The sequence below is a fragment of the Caenimonas terrae genome, from assembly GCF_042655405.1.
In the GTDB taxonomy this organism is placed as follows: domain Bacteria; phylum Pseudomonadota; class Gammaproteobacteria; order Burkholderiales; family Burkholderiaceae_C; genus Ramlibacter; species Ramlibacter terrae_A.
This window is the reverse complement of the sequence record NZ_JBHSMF010000006.1, coordinates 1,205,808-1,232,300: the sequence shown is the minus strand read 5'-3', so window position 1 is coordinate 1,232,300 and position 26,493 is coordinate 1,205,808. Positions and strand designations below refer to the sequence as shown.

The following is a 26,493-nucleotide window of genomic DNA, read 5'->3' as shown; positions in this document are numbered from 1 at the left end:
TGATGATCCTGCCAGTCATTCTCTGTGGGGGCGCCGGAACCCGGCTCTGGCCGTTGTCCCGTCGGGCGTTTCCCAAGCAGTTCGTACCGTTGATTGGCGGGAAGAGCCTCCTGCAACTGACTCTGGAAAGAGTGGCAGACCTTGCGAATCAGCCAAAGCGCGAAGTGCTCTGCGTCGGTTCGGAAGAGCACAGATTCCTGATCGCCGAGGCAATGGACGCCGCTGGCGTCAAGGGCGAAGTGCTGCTGGAGCCTGCGGCGCGCAATACTGCGGCAGCGATGGCGCTTGCCGCACTGCAGGTGTCGTCGCCTGACCATCTGCTCTTGTTCTGTCCGGCGGATCACCATATCCCTGACTCCACCGCCTTTTGCGCCATGGTGCTGGATGGGGCCCCCGCTGCGCGCGCTGGCGCCATCGTCACCTTTGGTGTGAGCCCGACGTTTCCGAGCACGGCCTATGGCTACATCGAGCGCGGGCCGAAGAACCAGGATGGCAGTTTCGACGTCGCCCGATTCATCGAGAAGCCGGACCTGGCCAGTGCGCAGGAGTTGCTGTTGCAGGGGCAAGTTCTCTGGAACGCGGGCATCTTCCTTTGCACAGCTGCGACGTTGGTCAGCGCACTCGGACTTCACGCAAGCGACATCCTCGCGCAATGCCGACTGGCCATGACCAACCCCGGGCGCGACGGCGTCTTCGTGCGCCCGCAATCCAAGGCCTTTGAGGCCTGTCGTTCCGAAAGCATCGATTACGCGGTGATGGAGCGGCACAGCAAGGTCTCGGTCCTGCCGTTCAATGGGCAATGGAGCGACGTTGGCAGCTGGAACGCGGTCGCCGAACTGACGCCCCCGGACGAAAACCAGAATCGGATCGATGGTGACGGTTTCGCTGTCAGCTCCCGAAATACGTTCATTCACGCTCCCACCCGCCCGGTCGTGGCTCTAGGAACGCAAGATCTGGTGATCATCGATACGCCCGATGCGTTGTTGGTCGCTGCCAGCTCGGCGGTGGAGCAGGTGAAGAACGTCGTGGCGCAGCTCGAGGCGCGCAAGAGGCCCCAAGCCCTGAGCCACCGCAAGGTTGCGCGTCCCTGGGGCTGGTACGACAGCATCGAGGCCGGCGACCGGTTCCAGGTCAAGCTGATCTCGGTCAAACCCGGAGCCTCGCTCAGCCTGCAAAAGCACCATCACCGGGCCGAGCACTGGGTAGTGGTGAAGGGCACCGCCGAAGTGACGCGGGGCGATGCGACATTTCTGTTGACCGAGGACCAATCCACCTATATCCCGCTGGGCGAGATTCACAGGCTCCATAACCCCGGCAAGACGCAATTGGAGATGATCGAAGTCCAATCTGGAAGCTACCTCGGTGAGGACGACATCGTGCGTTTCGACGATGCCTACGGGCGGATCGTGCCGATTGGCGGCATCAAGGTGAAAGCATGACAGAAACCAACAAAGCCATGCATGCCATGTCCAACAACTCGCAGAAGGTCGCACTGATCACAGGCGTCACCGGCCAGGACGGCTCCTATCTGGCGGAGTTTCTGTTGGCCAAGGGCTATGTGGTCCATGGAATCAAGCGTCGCGCCAGTTCGTTCAACACGGCGCGCGTGGATCACATCTATCAGGACCCGCACGTCGACCACCGGAACTTCGTCCTTCACTACGGTGACTTGACGGACAGCACCAATCTGATCCGCATCGTGCAGCAGACCCAGCCCGATGAAATCTACAACCTGGGAGCCCAAAGCCACGTCGCCGTGAGCTTCGAGTCACCCGAGTACACAGCCGACGTCGACGGCCTGGGCACATTGCGGCTGCTGGAGGCGATCCGCATCCTCGGTCTGGAACAGAAGACGCGCTTTTACCAGGCGTCCACCTCAGAACTGTTCGGCCTGGTGCAGGAAGTGCCGCAGAAGGAGACGACTCCCTTCTATCCCCGCAGTCCCTATGCCGCCGCAAAGATGTACGCATACTGGATCACGGTCAACTACCGTGAGGCATACAACATGTATGCATGCAACGGCATCCTGTTCAATCATGAGAGCGCGCGCCGTGGTGAGACCTTTGTCACCCGCAAGGTCACGCGCGGATTGGCGAATATCGCACAAGGCCTGGACCGCTGCCTGTTCATGGGCAACATGGACTCGCTGCGCGATTGGGGCCATGCGCGGGACTACGTGAGGATGCAGTGGCTCATGCTGCAGCAGGAGCAGGCGGAAGACTTCGTCATTGCCACCGGCAAGCAGATCAGCGTACGGGACTTCGTCGATCGCAGCGCCGTGCGGCTCGGCATTCAGTTGCGATTTACCGGCGAGGGCGTCGACGAAATCGGAACCGTGGCAGCGGTAACGGGAGATTCAGCGCCCGGAGTGAAAGTTGGGGATGTCATCGTGCGGGTTGATCCCCGCTATTTCAGGCCGGCGGAAGTCTCCACGCTGCTGGGCGACGCAACCAAGGCGCGGGAGAAGCTGGGCTGGGTCCCCCACGTCACCGTCGACGAGATGATCGAGGAAATGGTGTCGCACGACCTTGACCTCGCGCGACAGCACGCGCTTCTCAGGCAGTCCGGCTATCAGGTTTCGATGACATCCGAATGACCGGCTTCGGCCCTTCGCGATGCGGGGCTCGCGCTCTTTTTCTATTGCTAGATTGACGTGGTCCTCGCGACCTGCGCTTACCGCAATCGTATGCGCGTTGATTTAGGCGTTGACTGCTGGAATAGGCGTGTGGGTGTGCCGGTGGGACGTGAGGTTCTTGCGCGGCTCGCCAACAGGTCGGGCATCAAATCCCCGCCGGCTTGATCATCGTCGTCATGCGGTCGATGGGGCGGATCGTCAGGGTCTTGATATTTGCGCCTTGCAGCACCGTCAACCTCACCTCGTCGTCGGGATGGGGGCGCGCCCAGAGCCTGCGGTAGAACTCTTCCAGTGTGGCCACTTTGGCGTCATCGACGGCAAGCACCACGTCGCCGGCTTCGAGGCCGGCTTCGTCCGCCGGGCTTTCCCTCGTCACGCGGACAACATTGACCCGGCCGCCCTGCTCGCTGGAAGTCACCCCGAGCCAGGGGCGGTGGCTCTGCCGGCTGGTGCCGGTCTGCTGCATCTCGGCCAGAATTGGCTTGAGCAGGTCCACCGGCACGAACATGTTGCCCGGCACGCGGGCGTTCTCGCCCGTCACGTCACTGACGAACAGGCTACCGATCCCGACCAGTTCGCCGCGCTGGTTGAACAGCGCCGCGCCACTGTGGTTGTCGATCGGCGGACTGGTGAATAGCGCCGTGTCGATGTGGTACTCCCAGTAGCCGGAGAAGGGCCGCTTGCCTACCAGCTGCGTCATCGCGACGTCAGCATCGGCACCGCCGATGGCCGCCATCACCATGTCGCCCGTGTTCAATTCCTTGTGGCTGCCGAGCGGCACAGGTGCGATGCCGCGTAGCGGCAGCAGGGAGCGGACCAGCCCGAAGCCGGTCGCCAGGTCGTAGGCCACCGGGCCGGCCGGGAGCGTCCGGTTGTCCTGGGTCACCACCTCGATGGTCTGCGCCTCCAGCACGAGATAGCCGATGGTCAGGATCAGGCCGTCAGCGCCGATCACAACGCCGGAACCCGTCCGCTGTTTGCCCAGGGTCTCGGCCGATCGCGCGCCATCCGCCGCCACCACCTGAATGCCGACAACCGCCGCGTTGGCTCTGTTGAGGGCGTCGATCTGGACGGCCGGGGGTGGAGGTGACGCGGCAATTGCGTGACCCCAATTCGCGCATGCGACAAGGGCCATCAGAACGACGCGGGACCAGTGTCTAGTGCACATGATCACTCCTTGATGCGGCAAGGCCGACAAGCAAAGAATGCTCCCGATCAAAGGCCTGGGCAAGTTGAAAGATGTTGTCAGGCGAACCTGCACTCGCTGTCTTTATGCCCGCCGAATTGCCGGCAGCCTTTGAATTGGCGTTTTTTTGCGCTATTCTTCCGTCATCAATAACGATGAGGACTTTTCAATGGCTACTTATCTGGAACTCAAGGCAAAAGCCGAAAAATTGATGGCCGAGGCGGAAGAGGTCAGGGCGAAGGAATTGAATGATGTCATTTCCGACATCAAGGAAAAGATCAGGGCCTATGGACTGACCGGCGCCGACATCGGTTTGGGCGGTGGGGTGCGACGGAAAACCCCCTCTGCCGGTTCGAAGACAACCGCTATAAAGTACCGCGGGCCGAATGGCGAAACATGGTCCGGAGGCCGGGGCCGTAAGCCCAATTGGGTGGTCGAGTTATTGGGTGCCGGCAAGTCACTGGACGATTTCCTAGTTGGCAAGCGTTGATCCGAATGAGCGCCTACGCCAATTGTTGACTTCGACCGCTGGATGGGGCGTCGGGTAAGATGCGTCCAATCAAAATTCTGACGCGAAAAATCCAGTGATGAACAGCAGTATGTCGGTGTGTGGGTTGCGGCGCGGCGGACGGCTCATTTTTTTGCTGGCGCTCTCCGCGTCGTTGGGACTTCATGCCCAGACCTTAGGCGGTGCTGCGGGGACGAGTGCGACAACCGCCCTAAGTCCGCCGGTCGCGGTTCCTCTCGCACCGTCCCCGGGGCCGACTGGCGCAACGTCGCCGGGCGGCTCGGCGACAACGATTCCCCTGCTTTCCCCGGCGCCGCTCTCATCTGCAAAGCTGAATGGGCCTGTCGTGGCGCGCTCAGCGGGCGACGCCTCCGGAGAGGTCCCCGCCGACACTTCCGGCGGTGCGCGTTCCACAGCGCGCGACGTGACGCCCTTGGCAGTCACGGAATTTCAACGCTTCGTCGCCGAAACGACGGGGCGCACCCTGCCGCTTTATGGCTATGACTTGTTTTCCGGCCCTGACTTCCAGTCCCTGAAGAACGTCCCGGTGTCCGCCGATTACGTCCTGGGCCCAGGCGATGAAGTACAGCTCAAGCTCTGGGGTTCGATTGACGGGGACATGCGGCTGATGGTGGACCGAAACGGCCAGATCAGCATCCCTCGGGTCGGAACCGTCAATGTCGCCGGCGTACGGGCCTCCCAGCTCGAATCGGTGCTCAAGGGCCAGATCAGTCGGGTGTACAACAGCTTCCAGCTGAGCGCCACGCTGGGCCAGTTGCGCTCGATCCAGGTGTTCGTGGTGGGGCAGGCGCGCCGGCCTGGCGCATACACCGTGTCCAGTTTGTCGACGCTGATTGGCGCCCTGTTTGAGAGCGGCGGCCCCGCAGCGAACGGCAGCATGCGTAGTATTCAGCTCAAGCGTGACGGCCGGACCGTGTCCACGATCGACCTGTACAAATTCATCAACGAAGGCGACAAGTCGGCCGACGCCAGGTTGCTGCCCGGGGATGTCATCGTGATACCGCCAGCGGGACCGCGGGTCGCGTTGACCGGGGCGCTGGACACCCCTGCCATCTACGAACTGGCCTCGCCTGAAGAGCCGCTGGGCAAGGTGCTCTCATACGGCGGTGGGACGCTGTCCCTGACGACGCCGCACAAGGTGCTGGTGGAACGCATCGATCCGACACGCAGCCGGGCGCCCCGCCAGGTGGAAGAGCGTGCGCTGGATGCCAAGGGCCTTCAAAGCGCCGTCCGGGACGGTGACGTCGTTACCCTGTTCAAGATCAGCCCCGAGTTCGCCAATGCCGTGACCTTGCGCGGCAACGTGGCGGCGCCACTGCGGTACCCATACAAGCCTGGCATGCGCGTCTCGGACCTGATCCCTGAGCGTGAGGCGCTGATCGCGCCCGACTACTACGTGCGGCGCAACATGCTGGTGCAGTTCGAGTCCGGTCGCCGCGTTTCCGACTCACGGGTGCAGAACGAAGTGAAGAACCTGCTGGAAGAGATCAATTGGGATTACGCAGTGGTGGAGCGACTCGACCGCGGCCAGGTCCGCTCCCAGCTCATCCCCTTCAACCTGGGGCGCGCCGTGATCGAGAAAGACCCGGCCAGCAACATCGAGCTGCTTCCTGGGGATGTTGTCACGGTGTTCGGCGTCAGCGATCTCCCGGTGCCGGTGGAAAAGCGCACGCAGTACGTACGCCTGGGCGGTGAAGTTCAGACTCCAGGTGTCTATCAGCTCACCGCGGGTGAAACGCTGGAACAAGTGATCCATCGAGCTGGCGGCTTCACTCACAATGCCTTCCCGTATGGAACCGTGTTCACGCGAGAGTCCACCCGGCTACAGCAGCAGAAGAACCTGGACCTGGCGGTGCGTCGAATGGAAGCAGATGTGAACTCGCAGGCGATCGAAGCGGTGCAGAGTGCAGGTACCCGCGAAAAGACGGATTTCCTGCAGGCCAATCTGGCAACGCAACGGACCATCATCACGAAATTGCAGAGCCTGCGCGCCAGCGGTCGCATTGCGCTGGAACTTGACCCCAAGACCAATATCCTGCCGCCGGTTGTGCTGGAAGACGGCGACCAGATCACGGTGCCCAATATTCCAAGCTTCATTGGCGTGTTCGGCGCCGTGCAGGCCGAGACGTCTTTTCTGCACCGCTTCAACTTCAGCGTGCGCGATTACCTGGAACGCGCTGGCCCGACCCGGGATGCAGACCTGGACAATGTCGCGCTGATCCGGGCCGACGGCAGCGTCGAGAGCGGGCAGAGCATCAGCCGGGGTTGGTTTGCCAGTTGGTCCGGCGACGTGCTCGACAAACGGCTGAACCCTGGCGATTCGATCTTCGTCCCGGAAAAGTTCGACAAGCGCAGCGCCTATGCGCGCTTCATCGAAGGTGCAAAGGACTGGACCTCGATCTTCTACCAATTCGGCCTCGGGGCGGCTGGCCTCAAAGTGCTGCGGAACTGAGGCGAGCATGACCGAGCCACATCTCGCGGAGGGCCGGCGTCCGGACCAGGGCGCGCAAGGATCCGAAATCAGCGTGCTTGAAATTCTGACCGCAATCGGCGAAGAAAAAAAGACGATCGGGCTGTTCGCTTTCGTTGGCGTCGGTGTCGGGTTGACAATTGCTCTGCTTCTGCCGCCGATCTACACAGCAAAGACGACGTTGCTGCCTCCGCAACAGAACCAGGGCGGGTCATCAGCGGTGCTGGCGTCGCTAGGTGCGCTGGCAGCCACGGCCGGCGTGGCCGGGACTGTGAAGGCGCCAGAAGAGCTCTATGTCGGACTCCTCAGGACCGACTCCGTCGCCAACGCTCTGATTGAACGCTTCAAATTGAAGGAGCGCTATAAGGCCAGCACCTTGGACGATACCCGAAGGGCATTGAATAACAATTCTGTAATCAGTGCGGATCGCAAGTCCACGTTGATCTCGGTCGAGGCGAGTGATCGAGATCCAGTTTTTTCCGCACAGCTTGCCAACGCCTACGCGGAAGAATTGCGCCGGTTAATGACGCGCATCGCAGTCACGGAGGCCCAGCAACGGCGCCTGTTCTTCGAGCAGCAGATGGAAAAGGCAAAGGCGGACTACGTCCGCGCGGAGCTAGCGGTGAAGCGGGCGCAAGATAAATCAGGCCTTATCAGCCTCGATTCCCAGACGCAATCGATAATAGGAGCAGCCGCTCAAGTCCGCGGCGAGATTGTTGCTCGGGAAGTACAGTTGCAGGCCACACGCCCATTCGCCGGGCCCGAAAACCCAGACCTGAAGCGGCTTCTTTCTGAGTTGGGAAGTTTGCGGGCACAACTCAGCAAAATCGAAGGCGGAGGAATAGACTCTCCCGCTAGGGGTGCGGGCGACAGCGCGCAAGCTCTCGCGAACGTCCGCATTTTTCGAGAGTTGAAGTACCAAGAGGCAATATATTCGGCCATGCTTCAACAGTTTCAGATGGCAAAGGCCGATGAAGCCAGAGACGCGCCTCTGGTGCAACAAGTCGACGTCGCGGCGCCGCCCGAGCGAAAAAGCAAGCCCCGGCGCACGCCGATTGTCTTTTTGTCGATGGCGTTGGGCTTGTTGAGTGGGTTGATTGTTTCTCTCGTCCGCCGGGTGGCCCGCAATGGGCGTAACGACCCCCGAACAGCCCATCGGTGGAACGATTTATCGAGTGCTTGGTTCTCGTGGCGAACACGGGCTCGCCCTTAACAGCAATCCCCAGTAGTCATATGGGCAGCCTCGGTGAAGCACCCGGAAGGCCCATCCGAGCGCCCGGCGCTTGTCTAGCAATCAAATTCCCTTAATTAAAATGATTAATTTTGTTTCGGGCCCACTCCCCACCGTTGGTATTGTTGGCCTAGGTTACGTCGGTTTGCCGCTGGCGATTGAATTCGGCAAGCAAATGCCAACGGCAGGCGTGGATCTTTCGCTTGAAAAAGTGGCCTCATACCGACGTCAAATGGACCCGGCCGGTGAAGTCAAAAGTGAAGATTTCCAAGCGGCTTCGCAGCTGCAATACCACACCGATGGAGCCGTGTTAAATACTGCGGACTTCATCATCATTGCGGTGCCAACACCAGTCAATTTGGCGCACCAACCGGACTTCGGTCCTCTGGAAAAAAGCAGTGAGACCGTCGGCAGAAATATGAAGCGCGGCACTACCGTGGTTTACGAATCAACGGTATACCCCGGGGCTACCGAAGAAGTATGCATTCCCATCTTGGAAAAATTTTCGGGCTTAAAGTGGAAAGAGGACTTTTGGGTTGGCTATAGCCCCGAGCGCATCAATCCCGGTGACAAGGAGCGCACGCTTACAAAGATCATCAAGGTAGTCTCCGGAGACACGCCGTCGACGTTGGAGAAGATAGCGGATTTGTACGGGGCAATAATTACTGCGGGCGTATACAAGGCCAGCAGTATCAAGGTGGCAGAAGCGGCAAAAGTGATCGAAAATACCCAGCGCGATCTCAACATCGCACTGATGAACGAACTTGCCATCATTTTCGACCGGGTAGGCATCGACACGACGGAGGTGCTTAAGGCCGCAGGTACGAAGTGGAACTTTCTCCCGTTTCGACCTGGGTTAGTGGGCGGCCACTGCATCGGTGTGGATCCATATTACCTGACCTATAAAGCGGACATGCTTGGCTACCATCCCCAGGTCATTCTGGCCGGGCGCCGCATCAATGACGGCATGGCCGCGTACATAGCGCAGCAAACAATCAAGCAAATGATCATTAACGGCGCGTCGATCAAGGGCGCCCAAGTAATCGTGCTGGGTTTGGCCTTCAAAGAAAATTGCTCGGATCTGAGAAATAGCAAGGTCGCGGATCTGGTCACGGAGTTGCGAGAATTCGGATGCGTTGTATCTGTCTACGACCCATTGGTTGATCCACGCGAAGCGCGCCATGAATATGGAATTAATTTAAGCGAATGGGGGCAATTGCCCTATGGTGCCGATGCCATGATTGCCGCTGTTTCCCACGCTGAATTTATTGAGCGGCCCGTGCAGGATTTACTGGGCCCCCTTAAAGCAGGAGGCGTGTTTATTGACATAAAGTCCGCCTATTCGACATCAGCCATTACAGAGATGGGGATGCGCTTGTGGCGCCTTTAGGAATATATGTCGGCATACGAACAACTTCAGTCCGGTTTGACGGTGCGCCGCCACGTTTGGCTCATCACCGGGGTGGCGGGATTTATCGGCAGTAATCTACTTGAAAGCCTTCTAAATCTAAATCAACGCGTGGTCGGGTTGGATAATTTCGCCACCGGTCATCGGCGTAATCTGGACGAAGTGCAAAGCCTTGTGTCCTCTGAGGCTTGGGAGAATTTCCAGTTCATCGAAGGTGATATCCGCGAACTTCAGGACTGTCATAGGGTATGCCAAGGGGTTGACTACGTACTTCATCAAGCGGCGCTCGGTAGCGTACCGCGCAGCGTCGAGGACCCTATCACGACAAATGGAGTCAATGTCACGGGTTTCTTGAACATGCTCGTGGCAGCGAGAGATGCCAAGGTTAAACGGTTCGTTTACGCCGCCAGTAGCAGCACTTACGGTGACTCCCCCAGCCTGCCGAAAGTGGAGGCGGTAATAGGCAAGCCGTTATCGCCATACGCCGTTACGAAATTCGTGAATGAGCTGTACGCGGACGTTTTTGCTAGAACCTACCATTTGGAAAGTATCGGCCTCCGCTATTTCAACGTATTCGGCCCCCGTCAGGATCCCGACGGGGCGTATGCGGCCGTCATTCCGAAGTGGATTGCCAGCATGATTAGGGACGAACCGGTCTACGTAAATGGCGACGGAGAAACCAGTCGGGATTTCTGCTTTGTTGCAAACGTGGTACAGGCCAATCTTTTAGCTGCGACCACGTCGAATTCCGCGGCTGTTAATCAAATTTACAATGTTGCGCTGGGATGTCGGACCACCTTGAATGAACTTTATTCGCAGCTTCGCCTCAGTCTACTTCCTCGTTATGGGCATTTGGAAGATGCTAAGGTCGTGAACCGGGAGTTCCGCCCGGGCGACGTGCGTCACAGCCTTGCGGACATCGGGAAAGCGGAGAAGCTCCTTGGCTACGCTCCTACACATCGTTTGGATGCGGGGCTGGCTCTAGCCATGCCTTGGTATCTTTCGAAAAACCTTTAGAAGCGAACGGACGAAGCCTGCGCGACGCGCTTGAATTGAGCCCAGCGAAGAGAGCGGGTCACACTATGAACCAAAGTATATTCGTCACACAGCCTCATTTACCGCCACTGGAAGAATTTATCCCTTTCCTTGAGGAAATTTGGGCCAACAAAATACTTACTAATGGCGGCCCGTTTCATCAACAGCTGGAACAGGCACTTTGCGACTACTTGGGTGTAGAGCACATTTCGCTGTTTACGAATGGCACCATCGCCTTGGTGACGGCGCTCCAAGCACTTGGCATTACTGGCGAAGTAATCACCACCCCGTATTCGTTTGTAGCCACTGCCCATTCGCTCTTATGGAATGGGATAAGACCAGTGTTTGTCGACGTCGATCCTGTTACGTTGAACCTGGATCCAGCCCGGATTGAGGCGGCTATCACTTCTGAAACTACCGCAATTATGCCTGTGCATTGTTACGGCCATCGATGTGACGTCGATGGAATTCGGAAAATCGCCGACAAACACGGATTGAAGGTGATCTACGACGCCGCCCATGCCTTCGGCGTGAAGGATGACCGAGGGTCTGTACTCAATCATGGTGACTTATCAGTCCTCAGTTTCCACGCGACGAAGGTATTCAACACTTTCGAAGGTGGTGCAATTGTTTGTCCTGACCTTGAGGAAAAAAGGCGGATCGACCAGTTGAAGAACTTCGGATTTGTCGATGAATTGACGGTCGTTTCTCCCGGCATCAATGGCAAGATGAGCGAAATCAACGCGGCTTTCGGACTGCTCCAACTCAAGCATATCGACGAAGCGTTAAGCCGCCGTGCAGAAGTTGATGCCGCTTATCGGGAACAGTTGGCGACTGTGAAGGGCATCCGCTGCCTGACGGGCGGTGGAGAATCCGTGCCCAATCACGCATATTTCCCGATCCTGGTTCAGCCGGAGTTCCCACTGAGCCGCGACGCTCTCTATGCGAGGTTGAAAGAGCACGGAATATACGGGCGCCGCTATTTTTACCCATTGATTTCCGATTTCCCGATGTATCGCGGAGTATTATCGGCACGCCCGGAAAATTTACCGGTTGCGACCGACGCGGCAAGGAAGATATTATGCCTACCAATCTACCCCGCCTTGACTCTGCAGCAGGTATGCAACATTGTTAGAGTTATTTCCGAGGCCGGGGCATGAAGCTAGGAATAATGCAGCCCTATTTTTTTCCGTATCTAGGCTATTACAGCTTGATTCGAAATACGGATAAGTTTATCTTATTTGATACGGTCCAATTTATTCGACATGGCTGGATTGAGCGTAACCGGGTTCTAAAGCCAAGTGAAGGTTGGCAGTATGTGGCGGCGCCGCTAAAAAAGAAGTCGCTCTCGACGCTCATTTGTGATTGTGAGATCAGACGCGACGAGCCGTGGAAAGACAAGCTCATCAGTCAGCTCGGTCATTACAAAAGAACTGCGCCATTTTTCCGTAAGACAGTGCGCGTTGTCGAAGATTCGTTAGATGTTGACACCGACAGTATCGTCAAGTTGAATCAGAACATATTGATCGAGACATGCAAATACCTTGGAATGCCGATCGACATATCGATTCTGAGTGAAATGGGTTTGGTATTGGATACGGTATCGGATCCGGGTGAGTGGGCGCTGGAAATATGCAAGTCACTCAAAGCGGATGAGTATCTAAATCCCTCTGGCGGGCGTCACTTGTTCGACCAAGCTAAGTTCACTGAGTCGGGCGTGAAATTGACTATAGTTCATAACAACTTGACGTCTTATGAGCAAGGTCGGCCCGCGTTCGAGGCCGGCCTTTCAATTATAGATGTGATGATGTTTAACGATGCGGCGAGCACCCTTAGGTTGATCGAGGACGCCAGCTTGGCGCCAATAAATGCTCAGCAATAGATCAGTTCACTAGGAGGTCCAGGAGAATGATCACAAAGGCGGCTGAGAGCAAAACCAATTTCGCTAAGAACTTGGTATTCACTAGAAACGCACGGTCCGCTTGGGGTCATTTACTCCGTGGCGTCAAGGGCGCAACGGCTCCATCGGTTCTGCTGCCCTCGTATATCGGAATTACCGACCGCGAAGGATCAGGGGTCTTTGATCCTATTTCGGAGACCGCGTCAACTTACGCATTCTACAAACTTGACGGCCAATTGCGGATTGACCTTGACGACTTTGCCCGCTGCTTGCAGACTGGAAATCTGGATGTGGTGTTGGTCATTCACTATTTCGGGTTTTGTAGAAATGACATGGATCATGTCAGCAAGATTTGTGCGGCGCATGGCGTCCTGTTGGTCGAAGATTGTGCTCATGCGCTGCAGCGTGGAATTTTAGACCGAGGGCTGGGAAGCTTCGGGGAATACAGCTTCTACTCGTTGCACAAATATATGGCAACCGACTCCGGTGGCGTTCTGAAGATCAACTCTGATCGTGTCCGGCTCCCGCAACTGCCGAGCGAAGATGGAATTTCGCTGGATTCCATGGGGCAGTATATCAAGACAAATTTCTCCGAAGTCGCAAACGCTAGAATTGATAATTTCAAAGCATATTTGAAATATTTGCCGGTGCTCGACGAAGTCAAGGTGATGTACGAGCTTGGTGAAGGTGAAGTTCCCTATAGCTTCCCGGTCCGGATAAAGGGCGGAATGCGAGAAAAGCTGTATTTCCACTTGAATAATCGTGGCATCCCGGTCACGGCTCTTTACTATCGTCTCATTGAAGAGATTAAGGAAGACCTCTTTCCGGTGTCTTATGATTTATCGAGAGAAATATTAAATTTCCCAGTGCACCAGGATATAACCCCGGTCGACGTGGAAGTGATTTGTTCCGTGGTTGATGAGTTTTATAGGACCTAGGCCGTGGCGGCAAGTGAAGAGATTTCAAGTTTATTGGAGGAAGTAGACGCGGACTTTTATCCGCGCCTATCTTCCCAGGTATCGATTCCAATCTACGCTGAGAAAATAGTCAAAAATAGTACGATCTTCTCTATTCGGGAAAGCGGCCGTCTGACCGCGTTTGTCGCGTTATATTGCAATGACCGCGTGACGTGGACCGCCTACATGTCAATGTTGTGTGTTGCGAAAGGTCGCCGGAAGGACGGCCTGGCGACCGGCCTAGTAAGAAATGGTATAGATTATCTCGCCAACTTGGGCTTCCTTCGTCTTAGACTTGAGGTATACAAGAATAATAGCGCCGCCGTTAACTTTTATCGCCGCCTAGATTTCATTTCTGTCGGCGAGAACGAGAAGTCCCATTTTATGGAACTCGCATTGGTTGGAATCCGCGAACATCGCGCTGAGTGAGGTGGACCTTCGCTCAATAATGTCTATCAAACACAACATTTTAGCTAGTTATGTTAGTCAGATCTACACGACGCTAATCGGAATCGCGATGGTTCCCATGTACGTTCGGTACATGGGCGTGGAGGCGTATGGCCTCGTCGGGTTTTTCGCGATGGCCCAAGCTTGGTTTCAGCTATTAGACATGGGTCTTACTCCAACGATGGCCCGCGAGACGGCCAGGTACGGAGGGGGCGCCGGCGAGGCGGCCGATTTGCGCCTCCTGCTGCGTTCGCTTGAATTCGTTTTTGTGGCCGTCGGTATCGTTGGGGGTGCTGCAATGCTGCTAGGCTCGCAGTTGATTGCTACCCATTGGCTTAAAGTCCAGAAGCTGCCGGTCATGGAAGTACAACATTCTGTCATGCTTATGGCGGGGGTTGTTTCGCTACGCTGGATGTGCGGTCTTTACCGAGGCGCAATTACAGGCTTTGAACGGCTGGTCTGGCTCAGCGGATTCAACAGCACCATCGCGAGTGCCCGGTTCATATTGGTAATCCCGTTCTTTATTTATGTCGGCACAACCCCGACCTTGTTCTTTGGTTACCAGCTCGCTTTGGCGGCAGTGGAACTGGCCGTGCTCTTGGCTAGAACCTATCAGCTGATGCCGCATGTAAACATTCTTCAGCAAAGTAATGGGCCATGGGGGCCGCTACGGAGAACTCTTAGATTCTCGCTCACGATTGCATTCACCAGCTCTATCTGGGTGATGGTTACACAGGTAGATAAACTCCTTCTATCAACTCTACTCCCCCTTGCGGAATATGCTTACTTTACACTGGCAGTCGTGGCGGCCGGCGGTGTAATGCTAATCAGCATTCCGGTGAGTAATGCGCTGATGCCCCGGATGGCAAATCTTGAGGCCTCTCGGAGCGAGGTAGAGCTTTATCAACTTTACCATCACGCCACTCAGATCGTGAGCGTTATCGCTATTCCCACTTGTTTTGTCCTCGCATTCTTTTCGGTAACTGTCCTTTGGGCATGGACTGGCGACCTGACGGCCGCAACCAACGCGGCACCCATTCTTAGACTCTACGCGATAGGTAACGGGCTATTGGTCCTGGCTGCATTTCCTTACTATTTGCAATATGCAAAGGGGGAGCTCAGAATGCATGTGATCGGTAATATTTTATTTGCCGTTATACTGATTCCCGCTTTGTTAATTTCTACCACCCATTATGGTGGGTTTGGCGCGGCTTGTACGTGGGTCGCAGTCAACGCGTTTTCGTTTCTCATCTGGGTGCCGTTAGTCCATCGTCGATTTCTTAAGGGACTCCATTGGCAGTGGCTAAAGGGCGATATTTTCCAAGTGGCCGTATTCAGCTTGCTGTCCATCCTCCCGTTCTATATCTTCCTGCCCCGGCCTGAGACAAGGGGCGCTGCCATCATTGCTCTTATGGGTGTCGGCGCCATCGTGATCAGTGCAGGTGCACTGGGTAGCCCACTAATGAGGCAAGCGTTGCTACGTAAAGTGCGGAAGACGCCGTTCAAGCCGTAAAGCGTAGTCATGGATCCGGCGCACTAACTCGATCACATCTAATGGCAAAGATCGCATTCTTAGGCAACACCAACTGTATGCCGTTCAGGTACGCCTTGCACATGAAGAAAATGGGCCACGAGGTTGTATTTTATATAGATTCCAATCGGGATGAGCGCCTTCATAGGCCGGAGTTTCTGTTTCGGGAGATTGGATATCCGTATCCGGACTGGATTGTTGAATTGGGTTGGAAGCCGAGAGGGCGTGATTATCTTACTTGGCCGCGAAATCTGCGCAGGCTGGTTGATACTCTCAACGCCGACCGCTGGGATGGGGTCGTGCTTTGTGGTGAGTGGCTGAAACTGGCTAGCTACCTCAAACACCGCGGTGCGTTCGTAGCTCTTCTCGCGGGTTCGGATCTGGATGTAGTTGCAAGCTACAAGCAGGTGATGGCATCCAGGTATCCTGGAAGTGCTGTTGCAAGTATCGCGGCGAAAGGATTGCAGATGCTTGGGGCATTCCTGCAACGGCGAGGCATTCGTAAGTGCACTTTGGTGAACTACTACCCTGAAGGAATAAATCCGAACGGTGATTTGCTGCTGCAGGAGATTATGAAGGGCGGTACGTATGCCCGGCTGCAGAACCGCGGGCTCAGCGTGGAAAATACTCCCTACAGACAACCTTCAACCAGGACCGGCGCTTCGGTTGTCGTCTTTAGTCCAACTCGGTTCATCTGGAAATCCCCGTTGCCCATTGGATACACCGAGCAGGAAAACAAGGGTAACGACGTCATGCTGAGAGGTCTGGCGCAGTTTTACCTAAAGACGGGAATAGCAATCAAGGTTCACTTGGTTGAAAAGGGAATTCACGTTAACCAGGCAAAGGAGCTCGCAGCTGCTCTAGGCATAGCGCATTTGATTACTTGGCATCAGGAAATGTCACTTGCTGAAATTCTTGAGTGGTATGCAGCGTCGGATATTATCCTTGACCAGTTTGGCAGCCATTGGCTAGGTGCGGGGGCCGTCGACTCAATGCTCATGGGTCGTCCTGTCATTGGCAATGCTCGAAACGATGTTTTCGTCAGAGTTCTTGGGCAGGCAATACCGATGTGTAACGCCGTTAACGAGCAAGAAATATCCGATTGGTTGGAAATTCTGGTCGCCGACTGCGCGCGCCGTGACTCGATTGGTGTCGAGGGTCGAGATTATATGCTCCGACATTTTGACGCAAAAGAAACCGCTATCAGCATAATCTCCCATATCGAACAGTTCGCGCGCGGTTCAGATCCACGGAGAGGGCCTTGATATGATGCGGAGAATTGTCAATTTTGAAAATGATCCCGCATTCAAGGGGTTGGTCGCTGTTATCGCGTTGTATATTTTCGCGAATATATATTCTGCAATCTCTTCGCTCGCTAATGCGGGCGTTTTTACGGGGGGCGATTTTGAGGGGTTTCGCTCTGATGCGGTTGTCATCCTGATCAACCTGTTCTTAGTGATCCTGTTTTATCTTGCGTCCGTATTCTTGTACCGAAACCTCAAGGGTAAATTCCGCGAGGCCGAACTGTTTCCCTCGAACGTCATGAGCCTAGGTTGGTTTGTGGCAGCTATTCAGATTATCTTTTTCTTGTATTTGACTTTCGGTGAGGTCGGCTTGGACCAACTGAAAGGGCAGGCGTCGTTCGCTAGCTATTTCCAATATCTCTTCGTTCCGGACTATTTGTTCTTGACGTACTACGCCTTCGGCAGAGGGGCAAGACTCTTCTATCCGAATTTGCTGTTATATTTGGCAAGTACGTCGGTCCGTGGAGTGTCGGGTGGCTTTATATTCCTGATCTTCTTTGAAGTGGTGGCGGCGTTTCAAAAGTCAAAATGGACGTTAGTGTCGTTAGCGTTGCTAATTATAGTATTGCTGTCTCCGTTCATCTACGAGTTAAGAAACTTAGTGCGGTCCGCATCCCCGGCTTATCTCTTTTCCACCCCTTGGTCAGAGCTGGCCGCCACAGTATTCGAGAGCGCCTATCTCAACATTCATTTTCTCGATTCCTTGCATGATGTCGGCGACTTTGTTCTGATGAGGCTTCAACATCTGTCTAGTCCTGTTGCAATCTACAATCATCTCGATCTATTTTGGTTGGGAGATATAAAAGGCACATTTTTATCATTCTTGTTTGATGGTGGTCCGCAAAGATCATTGTTGGGCGAATCTTTCTATTCGTCGCCGCTGCTCTCCGAGTATCTGACGATTTCGATGTTTCCGACGCCGTATGGATCATGGTTCACGCATCCAAGCCTGGTTGGCTGGCTTTGGGTGGATCCATTTTCGTTTCCCTTGCTGGTGGTTTACTGCATTGCTTTACTGTCTTTGAATTTGTTCTTGGTTAAGAAAATAGGTGGAGATGCATACGCTCTCGCTTGTTCGTTTATTTTCTTTCTCGTCTTTATAATGAATGGATGGTTTGGTCCCTATATTTCGACCATTCAGGCATTTGTGATTTTGCTGGTCTTGTCTCGGGTCGCGCGCGCGGCCAGGAATTTTTCATCTTCCTTGGCGCGGAGCGCTTAATTTACATCCCTACTGTAGACCTTTGCGTGATCTGTGATTACCTTACTACCGATTTTATGGCTTTGACATGACGACACATTCGGCCGAAGTTCAGACTGGCGAAAGATTTGAATTTGGTGCCAACTGGGCCAATTTCTTAAAGACTCTGGATGATGAGCGCATTCTAAGGGCCGAGGCCTCCCTTTCCGAAATGCTCGGGCTGAGTAGTTTGACGGGAAAGATGTTCTTAGATGTTGGCAGCGGTTCTGGATTATTCAGCTTGGCCGCGCGGCGTTTGGGGGCGAGGGTATTTTCGTTTGATTTCGATCCGCAGTCTGTCGCTTGTACTCGTGAGTTAAGGCGGCGGTATTTTCCGGACAATTCGGACTGGACAGTGGAAGAGGGGTCCGCTTTGGATCGGGCATACCTCGACCGGCTTGGCGGATTCGACATTGTCTACAGCTGGGGCGTTTTGCACCATACTGGTTCCATGTGGGCGGCATTGAACAACATAGCGCCCCTGGTTAACATTGGCGGTCGGCTATTCATTGCTATTTATAACGATCAGGGTAATGCCAGTTTACGTTGGAAATCCTTGAAACGTCTCTACAACAGAAATCGTGTTCTCCGCCATCCTTTGGCGATGTATACCGCTATCAGGCAATGGATGCTAACGGTGATTCGTGATAGTGTGCGCGGATCTCCGCTCAGATCCTGGCGCCGCTACAAAGAACAGCGCGGCATGTCGGCGTGGCATGATGTAGTGGACTGGATTGGGGGATACCCATTTGAGGTTGCGAAGCCGGAGGAGATATTTGATTTCTTTGCGGGAAAAGGGTTTGTTTTGCTTCGACTGAAAACCTGTGCTGGCGGTTTGGGGTGCAATGAATTTGTTTTCCTACGTTCTGACGCGCTAACTGATGCATCATTTCCATTGCCACAGACGGGCGGCTCTGGAGTGGTTCCAAATGAAGGCGCGGCGACGATAACGGGTTTCTAGGCGGTGAAGATTGTTTTATTGGTGAGCTCTTTAGGAGCAGGGGGCGCCGAGCGGGTGGCTACAACGCTTTGTAGCGCATGGGCTGCGCGGGGGGACGAAGTGACGTTGGTGGCGACCTTCTCTGGAAGTGGAGAATGCGCATTTCCACTTGATGACGCCGTCCACTTGATATTTCTTTCCGATTATGTCGGAGGTTCAAAAGGGCTTGGTAAGCGCTACGGAGCTCGACTTAGGGCTCTTCGTCAATTAATTCGTGACGAAAGGCCGGATGTCGTGATCTCTTTCCTCCCCAATGTCAACATTGCCGCTTTGGCAGCGACCGCGTTTAGCGGGGTCCCCTGCATTGTGTGTGAGCGTAGCGACCCACGGGTTCAGCCCATTGGCTGGGTGTGGAGGGCAGCTTGCGGCCTGCTTTATCGTTACGCCGACGTGGTGAGCGTGCAGACCCTTGGCGTCGCGAACAGCATTCGTCGAGTCTACGGTGGACTAGGGAAGGTCGTGGCGGTGCCCAACCCCTTGCCGCTGGAACTGCTGCATTGGCACGCGGGGGCATCGTCCAAGAGTCGAAGGACGATCTTGAGTCTGGGTCGACTGTCGGGCGAAAAGCGTGTTCACGTGATTATTGAAGTCTTTTCGCAACTGGCAAAGGCGCATCCCGATTGGGATCTAGCAATTTATGGTGACGGGCCGGAGCGAGACGCACTCAGGTTACGCATCTCGGAGCTAGGTCTGCAGGACAGGGTCTTTTTGAAAGGGCGTACCAGCGAGCCCTGGCGAGTGATGTCTGAAGCAGACGTGTTTGTATTGGCTTCTTGCTATGAGGGTTTTCCGAACACTCTACTCGAGGCGATGGGCGTGGGGCTGGCCTGCATCTCGACTGATTGTCCGAGCGGTCCAAGCGAGATCACTCGGGAGGGCGCAGACGCGCTTCTGGTTGGTGTTGACGATCAAGCCGGGCTGCGAGATGCACTCGAGCGGCTGATGTGTTCTGACTCTTTGCGAAGTGAACTTGGCGAGAGGGCACGGGCCTCGGTTGTTGATCGCTACGCTCTCGATTTGATCCTATCGCATTGGGACCGTCTGTTTGCCACGGCGGGCGGGCGAGTTTGAAGGTTCTCCATGTGATTACTGGCTTAAGTGTCGGCGGGGCGGAGCTTATGCTCAAACGCTTGGTGGAATCCCATCTCGCGAACGCAAGTTATGAGCATGCCGTGGTTTCTCTCACCAACGTCGGTATCGTAGGCCAACAACTTCAGGACCTTGGCGTTGAGGTCCAAGCGTTGCGTATGCGCTCGCTGCTTGATGTTCCGCTAGTTGTAGGGAGGCTGGCACGTTTGATTCGCAGAGCTAACCCCGATGTTGTCCAAACGTGGATGTACCATGCTGATCTTATGGGAGGAGTAGCCGCAAGATTAGCTGGAAAGAACAACGTAGTCTGGGGAATACGCACTACCCGGATCGACGCGCGGGCGGCGCGGACTACTAGGTTGGTCATGAAGCTGTGTGCACGGCTTTCATATAGCGTGCCACAGATCATTGTCTGTGCTGCCGATGCCTCACGCTTGGCCCATATCGCGGCGGGTTACGACGCCTCCCGCATGGTGGTCGTGGCAAATGGCCTTGATTTTGGAGCTCTGGCCGCGACGGCGGAGCAGCGAGATGCGTTGAGGCAGCGGTGTGGTTTCGGCGCAGATGTCACAGTGATAGGTTCGGTGGGCCGTTTCCATCCCGACAAAGGGCAGGAATATTTTGTGCAAGCGGCTGGGTTGGTAGCACAGCAGCACAAGGAGGCTCGATTTCTAATGATAGGCCGCGACGTGGACACACGTAACGCCTTGCTGGCCACTTGGATAAGTGCGACGGGCTGTCCCGAGCGTTTTGTCTTGTTGGGCGAGCGGCCCGATGTGTCGGTCTGTCTGGCTGCGATGGATCTGTTTTGTCTTTCTTCCCGCACTGAAGGCTTCCCCAATGTAGTGGGAGAAGCTATGGCGATGGGACTGCCGTGCGTCGTGACCAATGTGGGAGATGCGGCTTTACTAGTGGCAGACTCGGGTGAAGTCGTGCCCGCTGAGGATGTGGCCGCCCTGGCGGGCGGGCTGCGCCGATTGTTGATGATGACACCCAATACACGGCAGCTAAAGGCCCAGAAAGCAATGTCCAGAATACGTTCGCAGTTCTCGATGGACAGGGCCCGCGAGCGGTTTGAGTCCATCTATGAACGCATAGCTAAGACTGGGCGACGCTGATGTGTGGATTCGCTGGTTTCTTGGGTGGAGTGGCCGCGCATGGGCAGCTTGGAGACGAGGCGGTGCTGCGGCGCATGGCGGATGCGATTGAGTACCGCGGACCGGACGACTCGGGTTGTTGGGTGGATCCCGCGCAGCGAGTCGGCTTGGGCCACCGCCGCTTGTCGATTGTCGACCTGTCGCCTGCCGGACATCAGCCAATGGGATCGCTGAGCGGCCGGTACGTGATCGCGTTCAACGGGGAAATTTACAATCATTTGGAGTGCCGCGCAGCGCTCGCCCGCGCGGGCCGCGTTACGCCCTGGCGGGGGCATTCTGACACTGAAACTCTGCTGGCCAGCTTTGAAGCTTGGGGAATTCAGGGAGCTCTGGAGCGCTGTGTTGGAATGTTTGCTTTCGCCGTCTGGGATAGGGACGCCCGTACTCTTACGCTTGGACGGGACCGGTTGGGAGAAAAGCCGCTTTATTACGGCTGGCAAGGGGAAGGCAGAGACGCTACATTCATTTTCGCGTCCGAACTTAAAGCTCTCAACCCCCACCCAGCTTTCAAGCCAAACATAGACCGCAACGCCATGTGTCTGCTAATGCGGCACAACTATATCCCCGCTCCTTACTCCATCTTTAAAGGTATCTCGAAATTGGAGCCTGGTTGTTTGCTGTCTGTCTCCCTGGCCCACCCCGAACCTACGATCCGTAAATATTGGGATATGGTAAATGCGGCCCAAGCTGGCCTGCTAAAGCCGTTTTCGGGCACTCCGGAGCAGGCCGTAGACGAGCTTGAATTGTTGGCGAAACGGGCGGTTCTCCAGCAGATGGCCGCGGATGTGCCCCTTGGCGCATTTTTGTCGGGAGGGATTGATTCCAGCACTGTCGTGGCGCTGATGCAAGCACAGTCATCCCGCCCTATTAGGACCTTCACCATCGGCTTTAACGAGGCGGGCTTCGACGAGGCCGTCCACGCCAAGGCCGTGGCCCGGCATTTAGGAACGGAGCATAGCGAGCTCTATGTCACGCCGTCCCAGGCAATGCAGGTGATCCCGCGTTTGCCAAGTTTGTATTGCGAGCCTTTTGCAGATTCATCACAGATACCCACATTCTTGGTCAGTCAATTGGCACGGCAGCATGTGACGGTGTCGCTCTCGGGTGATGCCGGGGATGAACTGTTTTGCGGCTATAACCGCTATCACATGACCGATAAGTTGTGGCGAAATCTGGCGCGCATCCCTTTGCCATTGCGGGCGCTAATTGCGAAAGGCATTATTACCTGTTCGCCGAGTGCGTGGGATCGATTGGCCGGGCTGATTCCTGGCGCGCCGCGGCATTCAAACGTCGGCCACAAACTGCACAAAGGTGCGGGCGTGCTGACAAGCACTTCCGTGGACGATCTTTACTTGGGAATGGTTTCGCATTTGCGCAACCCGGAGGAATGGGTCATAGACGGTAAAGAGCCACCCTCGCGTCTGTCTGGCTGCCGACCCAATCTGGAGGGCCTGGGGGCCGTGGAACGAATGATGGTGTTGGACGCGATCAGCTACTTGCCAGACGACATCTTGGTCAAACTCGACCGTGCAGGAATGGCGGTCTCCCTTGAGAGCCGTGTCCCCTTTTTAGATCACCGGGTCGTTGAATTCGCCTGCACCTTGCCGCTGACCTATAAATTGCGCGAAGGTCAGACGAAGTGGCCTTTGCGGCAGGTATTGAACCGATACGTTCCGCGTCAGTTGATTGACCGCCCCAAGATGGGATTTGGTGTGCCTTTGGACGAGTGGTTGCGCGGGGCGTTGCGCGAATGGGCCGAAGAGTTGCTGGGCGAAGCGCGCTTGGCGAGGGAGGGATTTTTTCATCCTGCGCCGATTCGCAAGATATGGGCGGAGCATTTGAGCGGGCGTCGAAATTGGATGGCGCAGCTGTGGAATGTACTCATGTTCCAGGCATGGCTTGAGGCTCAAACCGCATGAGTCGCAAGCTCTTGTTTGTAGTAAACGTAGATTGGTTCTTTCTATCTCACCGTTTGCCGATTGCGCTTGCAGCCCAGCAGCAAGGCTATCAAATCCACATCGCAACTGGCCTGACCGATCGTCTGGAGGAACTTCGGCGTTATGGTTTCGTGGTGCATCCACTGGTCCTGGATCGGAGCAGTTCGGGGTTGGGTGACGCATGGCGCACTATGGCTGAGTTGTGGCATGTGTTCACGGATGTGAAGCCGGATGTGGTGCATTTGGTGACTATCAAGCCGGTATTGTTGGGTGGTCTCATAGCGCGGCTCACTGCCATGCCGGCTGTGGTGGTGGCCATCTCGGGCCTGGGTTTTGTCTTTCTGGCTCGTGGCGGGAGAGCGGCCGTGCGCCGCTTCTTGGTCGGAGCGTTGTATCGCCTAGCGCTGGGCCACCCGAACGTCAAAGTGATATTCCAGAACGCTGGCGACTTACAGATCGTGACCCGGCTGGCGCGCCTATCTGCCTCCAAGACAGCGATGATCCGTGGCTCAGGGGTGGATTTGGCCGGCTTTGCCCACCTGCCCCTGCCGGGCGGCGTGCCTGTCGTCGTACTCGCGGCGCGCCTGATCGCGGACAAAGGCGTGCTGGAATTTGTCAACGCTGCCCGCCTCTTGAAGCAGCGCGGGTGCAACGCCCGGTTCGCTTTGGTGGGCACTGTCGATTCTGCGAACCCCAGCAGTTTCACAGACGTTGAAGTTTCGCGATGGGTCGGTGATGGGACGGTGGAATGGTGGGGCCAACGTCCCGATATGCCCCAAGTTCTTGCTGCGGCCCGGATGGTGGTGCTGCCCTCCTACCGCGAGGGTCTGCCTAAGGTGCTGATCGAGGCTGCGTCGTGTGGGCGAGCCGTCGTGACGACGGACGTGCCGGGTTGCCGCGACGCGATTGACCCTGGTATCACAGGCCTTTTGGTGCCAGTCCGCGATTTCATTTCGCTCGCCAATGCGATGGAAAGCCTGATCGAAGATCCCGCCCTGTGCCAGCGGATGGGTGATGCTGGGCGTGAGTTTGCCGTGCGGACCTTCGATATACGGCAAGTCGTACATGCGCATTTGCAGATTTACGAGGAATTGATCGGCAAGTCCCAAGGTGCGGGCGACTCGGGCCGCGCCTCTAGGAAAGGCACTCTATGAAGGGTGTGTGCTACTTTGCCAAGTACCGCGACGGTTGCTTGAGGAACTGCGCCGGCAGGCACGGTTGGCCGTAGCGAACTCCGCAAGCCATAATCCGTGAGCCATGCAGACCGAGACCAAGCCGTTTTTCCGTTGTCGGAGTGCCATCCCACAGCACCTTCGCGCTCTGCCAGCGGCGCGGTGGTTTTGGATTTTTCTCATACTTGGCGGAACGTGGACCCCAGCTACCGTTGGCGCGCAAAGCCTAGCCGTCTCCAGCCAGGGCAATACCGGCGGTCTGACGATCCCTTCCGCCTACGTGCTAGAAACAGGCACATTGGCCGTGACCTACGGCAACTTCCGCGAGCCGGGTTTTTCGCCGAACGACACGAAGAGAAACTGGAGCGGCGGAATTGGCCTGGTGCCTCATGTCGAGGTGTTTGGCCGTTTCGTTGACTACAGCAGTACAACGCCCGGTTCCGCTGTATTTACTGGCGGCATCCGCGATCTTTCACCCAATATCAAGATCCAGATCCCGTCCCTTTCCCCCAGGCTGCCGAAATTCGCAATCGGCATGAACGACTTCGCCGGCGGCGCCGTCAACTTCCGGTCGGCCTACGGGGTGGTTAGCGACCAGTATGGCCCGCTGCGGTGGTCGGCTGGCTATGCTTTGGGCAAACCGATTCAGGGTGTGGCAGCCAACGGCTCTACATTCAAGGGCGTCTTCGCGGGCGGCGAATTGTTTGTCGGCGCAACCGGCATCGCCGTCCTGGCGGAATACGACGGCCAGCAAAAGCATGCGGGCCTGCGCTACTACTCGCCACCGATGGCTGCGTTGGGCGGCGCGCAGTTGATCGGATCAGTGCAGCGGTCCTTTGGCGGCACAGACCGCCTGGGTGCGCGCGCCGACGCCAGTGCATTTACGATCAGCCTCGTCGTGCCGCTGGACAAGGCGCCGCCCAAGCCCGTGGCGGATAAGCTGGCCATGGACAAGAGCCTGCCGCCGCTTAACGCGAAGGCTACGCCCGGTATGGTGGCTACCGCGCAGGACCGCCTGGAGGGCTTGCGCAAGGCGCTGGTTGCGGTCGGCCTGGAGCGGGTGCGGGTGGGCACGCTCGCCAGCAATCTGGTGGTGGAGTACGAGAACCACCGTTACGACCATAACGAGGCGGACGCCATCGGCGTCGTGCTGGGCCTGGCTGTGGAATATGCGCCTGCCGGCCTGCGGCGGGTCTATGCCGTTACCCACAAGGCCGGTTTGCCGATCTACGAGACGTCGGTCGATATCCCGACCTTCCGTGCGTTCCTGCGCGACGGCGATGAAACGAATGTGCGCACCAGCATGGCCGTCGATCGCGCGCCGGACTATCGCAAGGCCGACGTGAAGTGGCAGGACAGCACGTCCAGTTACCGCTCGCCGGTCAGGATCGAGGTCCGGCCAGACACCAATCTCCAATTGGGAACCGAGATTGGTTCTTTTGACTATTCGGTGGCGGCTAACGTCCAGGCGATGGTGCCGTTATGGCCCGGGGCCGAGATCTATACCAGCTACATCCAGCGGTTGGCCAATTCCCGCAACACGGAGGAGGGCGCGGCGCTCCAGGGTTTACGCCAGCAAAACGGCCTGAAGGTGGTGTCGCTCCAGCAATCGTTCTGGTGGACGGACCGGGTCTTCGCCAACCTCGGCGCGGGCCGGTTCAACTATGGCGCTTGGGGGGTCCAGGGCGAGTCCACCGTTTTCCTTCCGGGCGACGATACCGTCCGGCTGCGGGCGGCGCTCCAGCAGAAGAAGACGGTGTCGACCTTCGCGCCCGAGCCGGCCTTCTCCGCAGCATATCGGAAGGCTGTGAATGCCAACACATGGGTGGAAGCTGGCCTTCAACAGTACAGCGATGGCTCACGCGGCCCGGCCTTGGCCTTCAAGCGCTGGTTTGGCGACGCAAGCGTCCAGTTGTTCCTGCGTAAGGGGGGCAGCCGCAGCTTCGTCGGAATGGAGCTTTCGTTTCCGCTCACGCCGCGCCGCGGCATGGAGCCGGGCCCGGTGCACGTCTCCGGACCATCGCAGTTCGTGCAGGGGCTGCGCACCCGGCTCACCAGCAGCAGCAGTCCGATTAATTTTGTTGAGCCGAATGGAGTGCTGGACCTGAAGCTCGACTACAACGCAGAGGTTCGCCAACTCAACGCTGGGCGGCTTGGGCAAGGGTACCTGATTGCTCAGGTCCAGCGAATGCGCGAGGCGTTTTTCGTGTACGCTCGAGACCAAATTCCGCAATAAAGAGGTTTACGACAACTCCACGAAACTGTA

General features: G+C 56.5%; 21 protein-coding genes. 20 read left to right on the top strand and 1 reads right to left on the bottom strand.

The window, feature by feature from the left end:
- The first annotated feature begins 2 nt into the window (after positions 1–2).
- Both ACFPOE_RS12800 and gmd read left to right on the top strand, forming a co-directional pair.
- Positions 3–1,439, top strand: coding sequence for a mannose-1-phosphate guanylyltransferase/mannose-6-phosphate isomerase (locus tag ACFPOE_RS12800; RefSeq protein WP_376850469.1), 1,437 nt, complete (start codon positions 3–5; stop codon positions 1,437–1,439).
- Positions 1,436–2,596 carry a GDP-mannose 4,6-dehydratase gene (gene gmd / locus ACFPOE_RS12795; RefSeq protein WP_376850468.1) on the top strand — a complete coding sequence of 387 codons (1,161 nt, stop codon included), beginning with the start codon at positions 1,436–1,438 and terminating at the stop codon, positions 2,594–2,596. Before ACFPOE_RS12800 ends, gmd begins: the two co-directional genes overlap by 4 nt.
- 184 nt (positions 2,597–2,780) lie before the next feature.
- Here gmd and ACFPOE_RS12790 read toward each other — a convergent pair whose 3' ends face one another.
- Positions 2,781–3,803: a S1C family serine protease gene (locus ACFPOE_RS12790; RefSeq protein ID WP_376850467.1), complete on the bottom strand. Its 1,023-nt coding sequence runs from the start codon at positions 3,801–3,803 to the stop codon at positions 2,781–2,783.
- Between the two features lie 187 nt (positions 3,804–3,990).
- On the opposite strand from ACFPOE_RS12790, the gene ACFPOE_RS12785 reads away from it, so the two are divergent.
- From ACFPOE_RS12785 to ACFPOE_RS12700, 18 genes are all read left to right on the top strand, one after another.
- Complete coding sequence (locus ACFPOE_RS12785) at positions 3,991–4,311, top strand: H-NS histone family protein (protein WP_376850466.1); 321 nt, start codon at positions 3,991–3,993, stop codon at positions 4,309–4,311.
- A 97-nt stretch (positions 4,312–4,408) separates the two neighbouring features.
- Positions 4,409–6,802: an SLBB domain-containing protein gene (locus ACFPOE_RS12780; protein WP_376850465.1), complete on the top strand. Its 2,394-nt coding sequence runs from the start codon at positions 4,409–4,411 to the stop codon at positions 6,800–6,802.
- 7 nt (positions 6,803–6,809) lie between these two features.
- The gene (locus ACFPOE_RS12775) at positions 6,810–8,033 is read left to right on the top strand and encodes a GumC family protein (RefSeq protein WP_376850464.1); all 1,224 of its coding nucleotides are present in this window, start codon (positions 6,810–6,812) and stop codon (positions 8,031–8,033) included.
- A 100-nt stretch (positions 8,034–8,133) separates the two neighbouring features.
- Entirely contained in the window at positions 8,134–9,441 is a 1,308-nt protein-coding gene (locus tag ACFPOE_RS12770; RefSeq protein WP_376850463.1) for a nucleotide sugar dehydrogenase, read from the top strand.
- A gap of 6 nt (positions 9,442–9,447) precedes the next feature.
- Positions 9,448–10,476 (top strand): NAD-dependent epimerase/dehydratase family protein, encoded by a 1,029-nt coding sequence (locus tag ACFPOE_RS12765; RefSeq protein ID WP_376850462.1) that lies wholly within the window; start codon positions 9,448–9,450, stop codon positions 10,474–10,476.
- A 65-nt stretch (positions 10,477–10,541) separates the two neighbouring features.
- Entirely contained in the window at positions 10,542–11,654 is a 1,113-nt protein-coding gene (locus ACFPOE_RS12760; RefSeq protein ID WP_376850461.1) for a DegT/DnrJ/EryC1/StrS family aminotransferase, read from the top strand.
- An 11-nt stretch (positions 11,655–11,665) separates the two neighbouring features.
- Positions 11,666–12,376 (top strand): WbqC family protein, encoded by a 711-nt coding sequence (locus ACFPOE_RS12755; RefSeq protein WP_376850460.1) that lies wholly within the window; start codon positions 11,666–11,668, stop codon positions 12,374–12,376.
- Between the two features lie 26 nt (positions 12,377–12,402).
- Complete coding sequence (locus ACFPOE_RS12750; RefSeq protein ID WP_376850459.1) at positions 12,403–13,332, top strand: DegT/DnrJ/EryC1/StrS family aminotransferase; 930 nt, start codon at positions 12,403–12,405, stop codon at positions 13,330–13,332.
- A 3-nt stretch (positions 13,333–13,335) separates the two neighbouring features.
- Positions 13,336–13,779: a GNAT family N-acetyltransferase gene (locus ACFPOE_RS12745; protein WP_376850458.1), complete on the top strand. Its 444-nt coding sequence runs from the start codon at positions 13,336–13,338 to the stop codon at positions 13,777–13,779.
- 19 nt (positions 13,780–13,798) lie between these two features.
- A complete protein-coding gene (locus ACFPOE_RS12740; RefSeq protein WP_376850457.1) occupies positions 13,799–15,310 on the top strand; it encodes an oligosaccharide flippase family protein in 1,512 nt (503 codons plus the stop codon).
- 41 nt (positions 15,311–15,351) lie between these two features.
- Positions 15,352–16,593: a glycosyltransferase family protein gene (locus ACFPOE_RS12735; protein ID WP_376850456.1), complete on the top strand. Its 1,242-nt coding sequence runs from the start codon at positions 15,352–15,354 to the stop codon at positions 16,591–16,593.
- A gap of 1 nt (position 16,594) precedes the next feature.
- Positions 16,595–17,854 (top strand): oligosaccharide repeat unit polymerase, encoded by a 1,260-nt coding sequence (wzy, locus tag ACFPOE_RS12730; protein ID WP_376850455.1) that lies wholly within the window; start codon positions 16,595–16,597, stop codon positions 17,852–17,854.
- Between the two features lie 67 nt (positions 17,855–17,921).
- Positions 17,922–18,833 carry a class I SAM-dependent methyltransferase gene (locus ACFPOE_RS12725; protein ID WP_376850454.1) on the top strand — a complete coding sequence of 304 codons (912 nt, stop codon included), beginning with the start codon at positions 17,922–17,924 and terminating at the stop codon, positions 18,831–18,833.
- 3 nt (positions 18,834–18,836) lie between these two features.
- Complete coding sequence (locus tag ACFPOE_RS12720; RefSeq protein ID WP_376850453.1) at positions 18,837–19,943, top strand: glycosyltransferase family 4 protein; 1,107 nt, start codon at positions 18,837–18,839, stop codon at positions 19,941–19,943.
- A gap of 11 nt (positions 19,944–19,954) precedes the next feature.
- Positions 19,955–21,079 carry a glycosyltransferase family 4 protein gene (locus ACFPOE_RS12715; protein ID WP_376850652.1) on the top strand — a complete coding sequence of 375 codons (1,125 nt, stop codon included), beginning with the start codon at positions 19,955–19,957 and terminating at the stop codon, positions 21,077–21,079.
- Positions 21,079–23,037 (top strand): asparagine synthase (glutamine-hydrolyzing), encoded by a 1,959-nt coding sequence (asnB, locus tag ACFPOE_RS12710; protein ID WP_376850452.1) that lies wholly within the window; start codon positions 21,079–21,081, stop codon positions 23,035–23,037. Before ACFPOE_RS12715 ends, asnB begins: the two co-directional genes overlap by 1 nt.
- Positions 23,034–24,209 (top strand): glycosyltransferase family 4 protein, encoded by a 1,176-nt coding sequence (locus tag ACFPOE_RS12705; RefSeq protein WP_376850451.1) that lies wholly within the window; start codon positions 23,034–23,036, stop codon positions 24,207–24,209. Before asnB ends, ACFPOE_RS12705 begins: the two co-directional genes overlap by 4 nt.
- Positions 24,210–24,312: 103 nt before the next feature.
- The gene (locus ACFPOE_RS12700; RefSeq protein ID WP_376850450.1) at positions 24,313–26,463 is read left to right on the top strand and encodes a YjbH domain-containing protein; all 2,151 of its coding nucleotides are present in this window, start codon (positions 24,313–24,315) and stop codon (positions 26,461–26,463) included.
- Positions 26,464–26,493 lie beyond the last annotated feature (30 nt).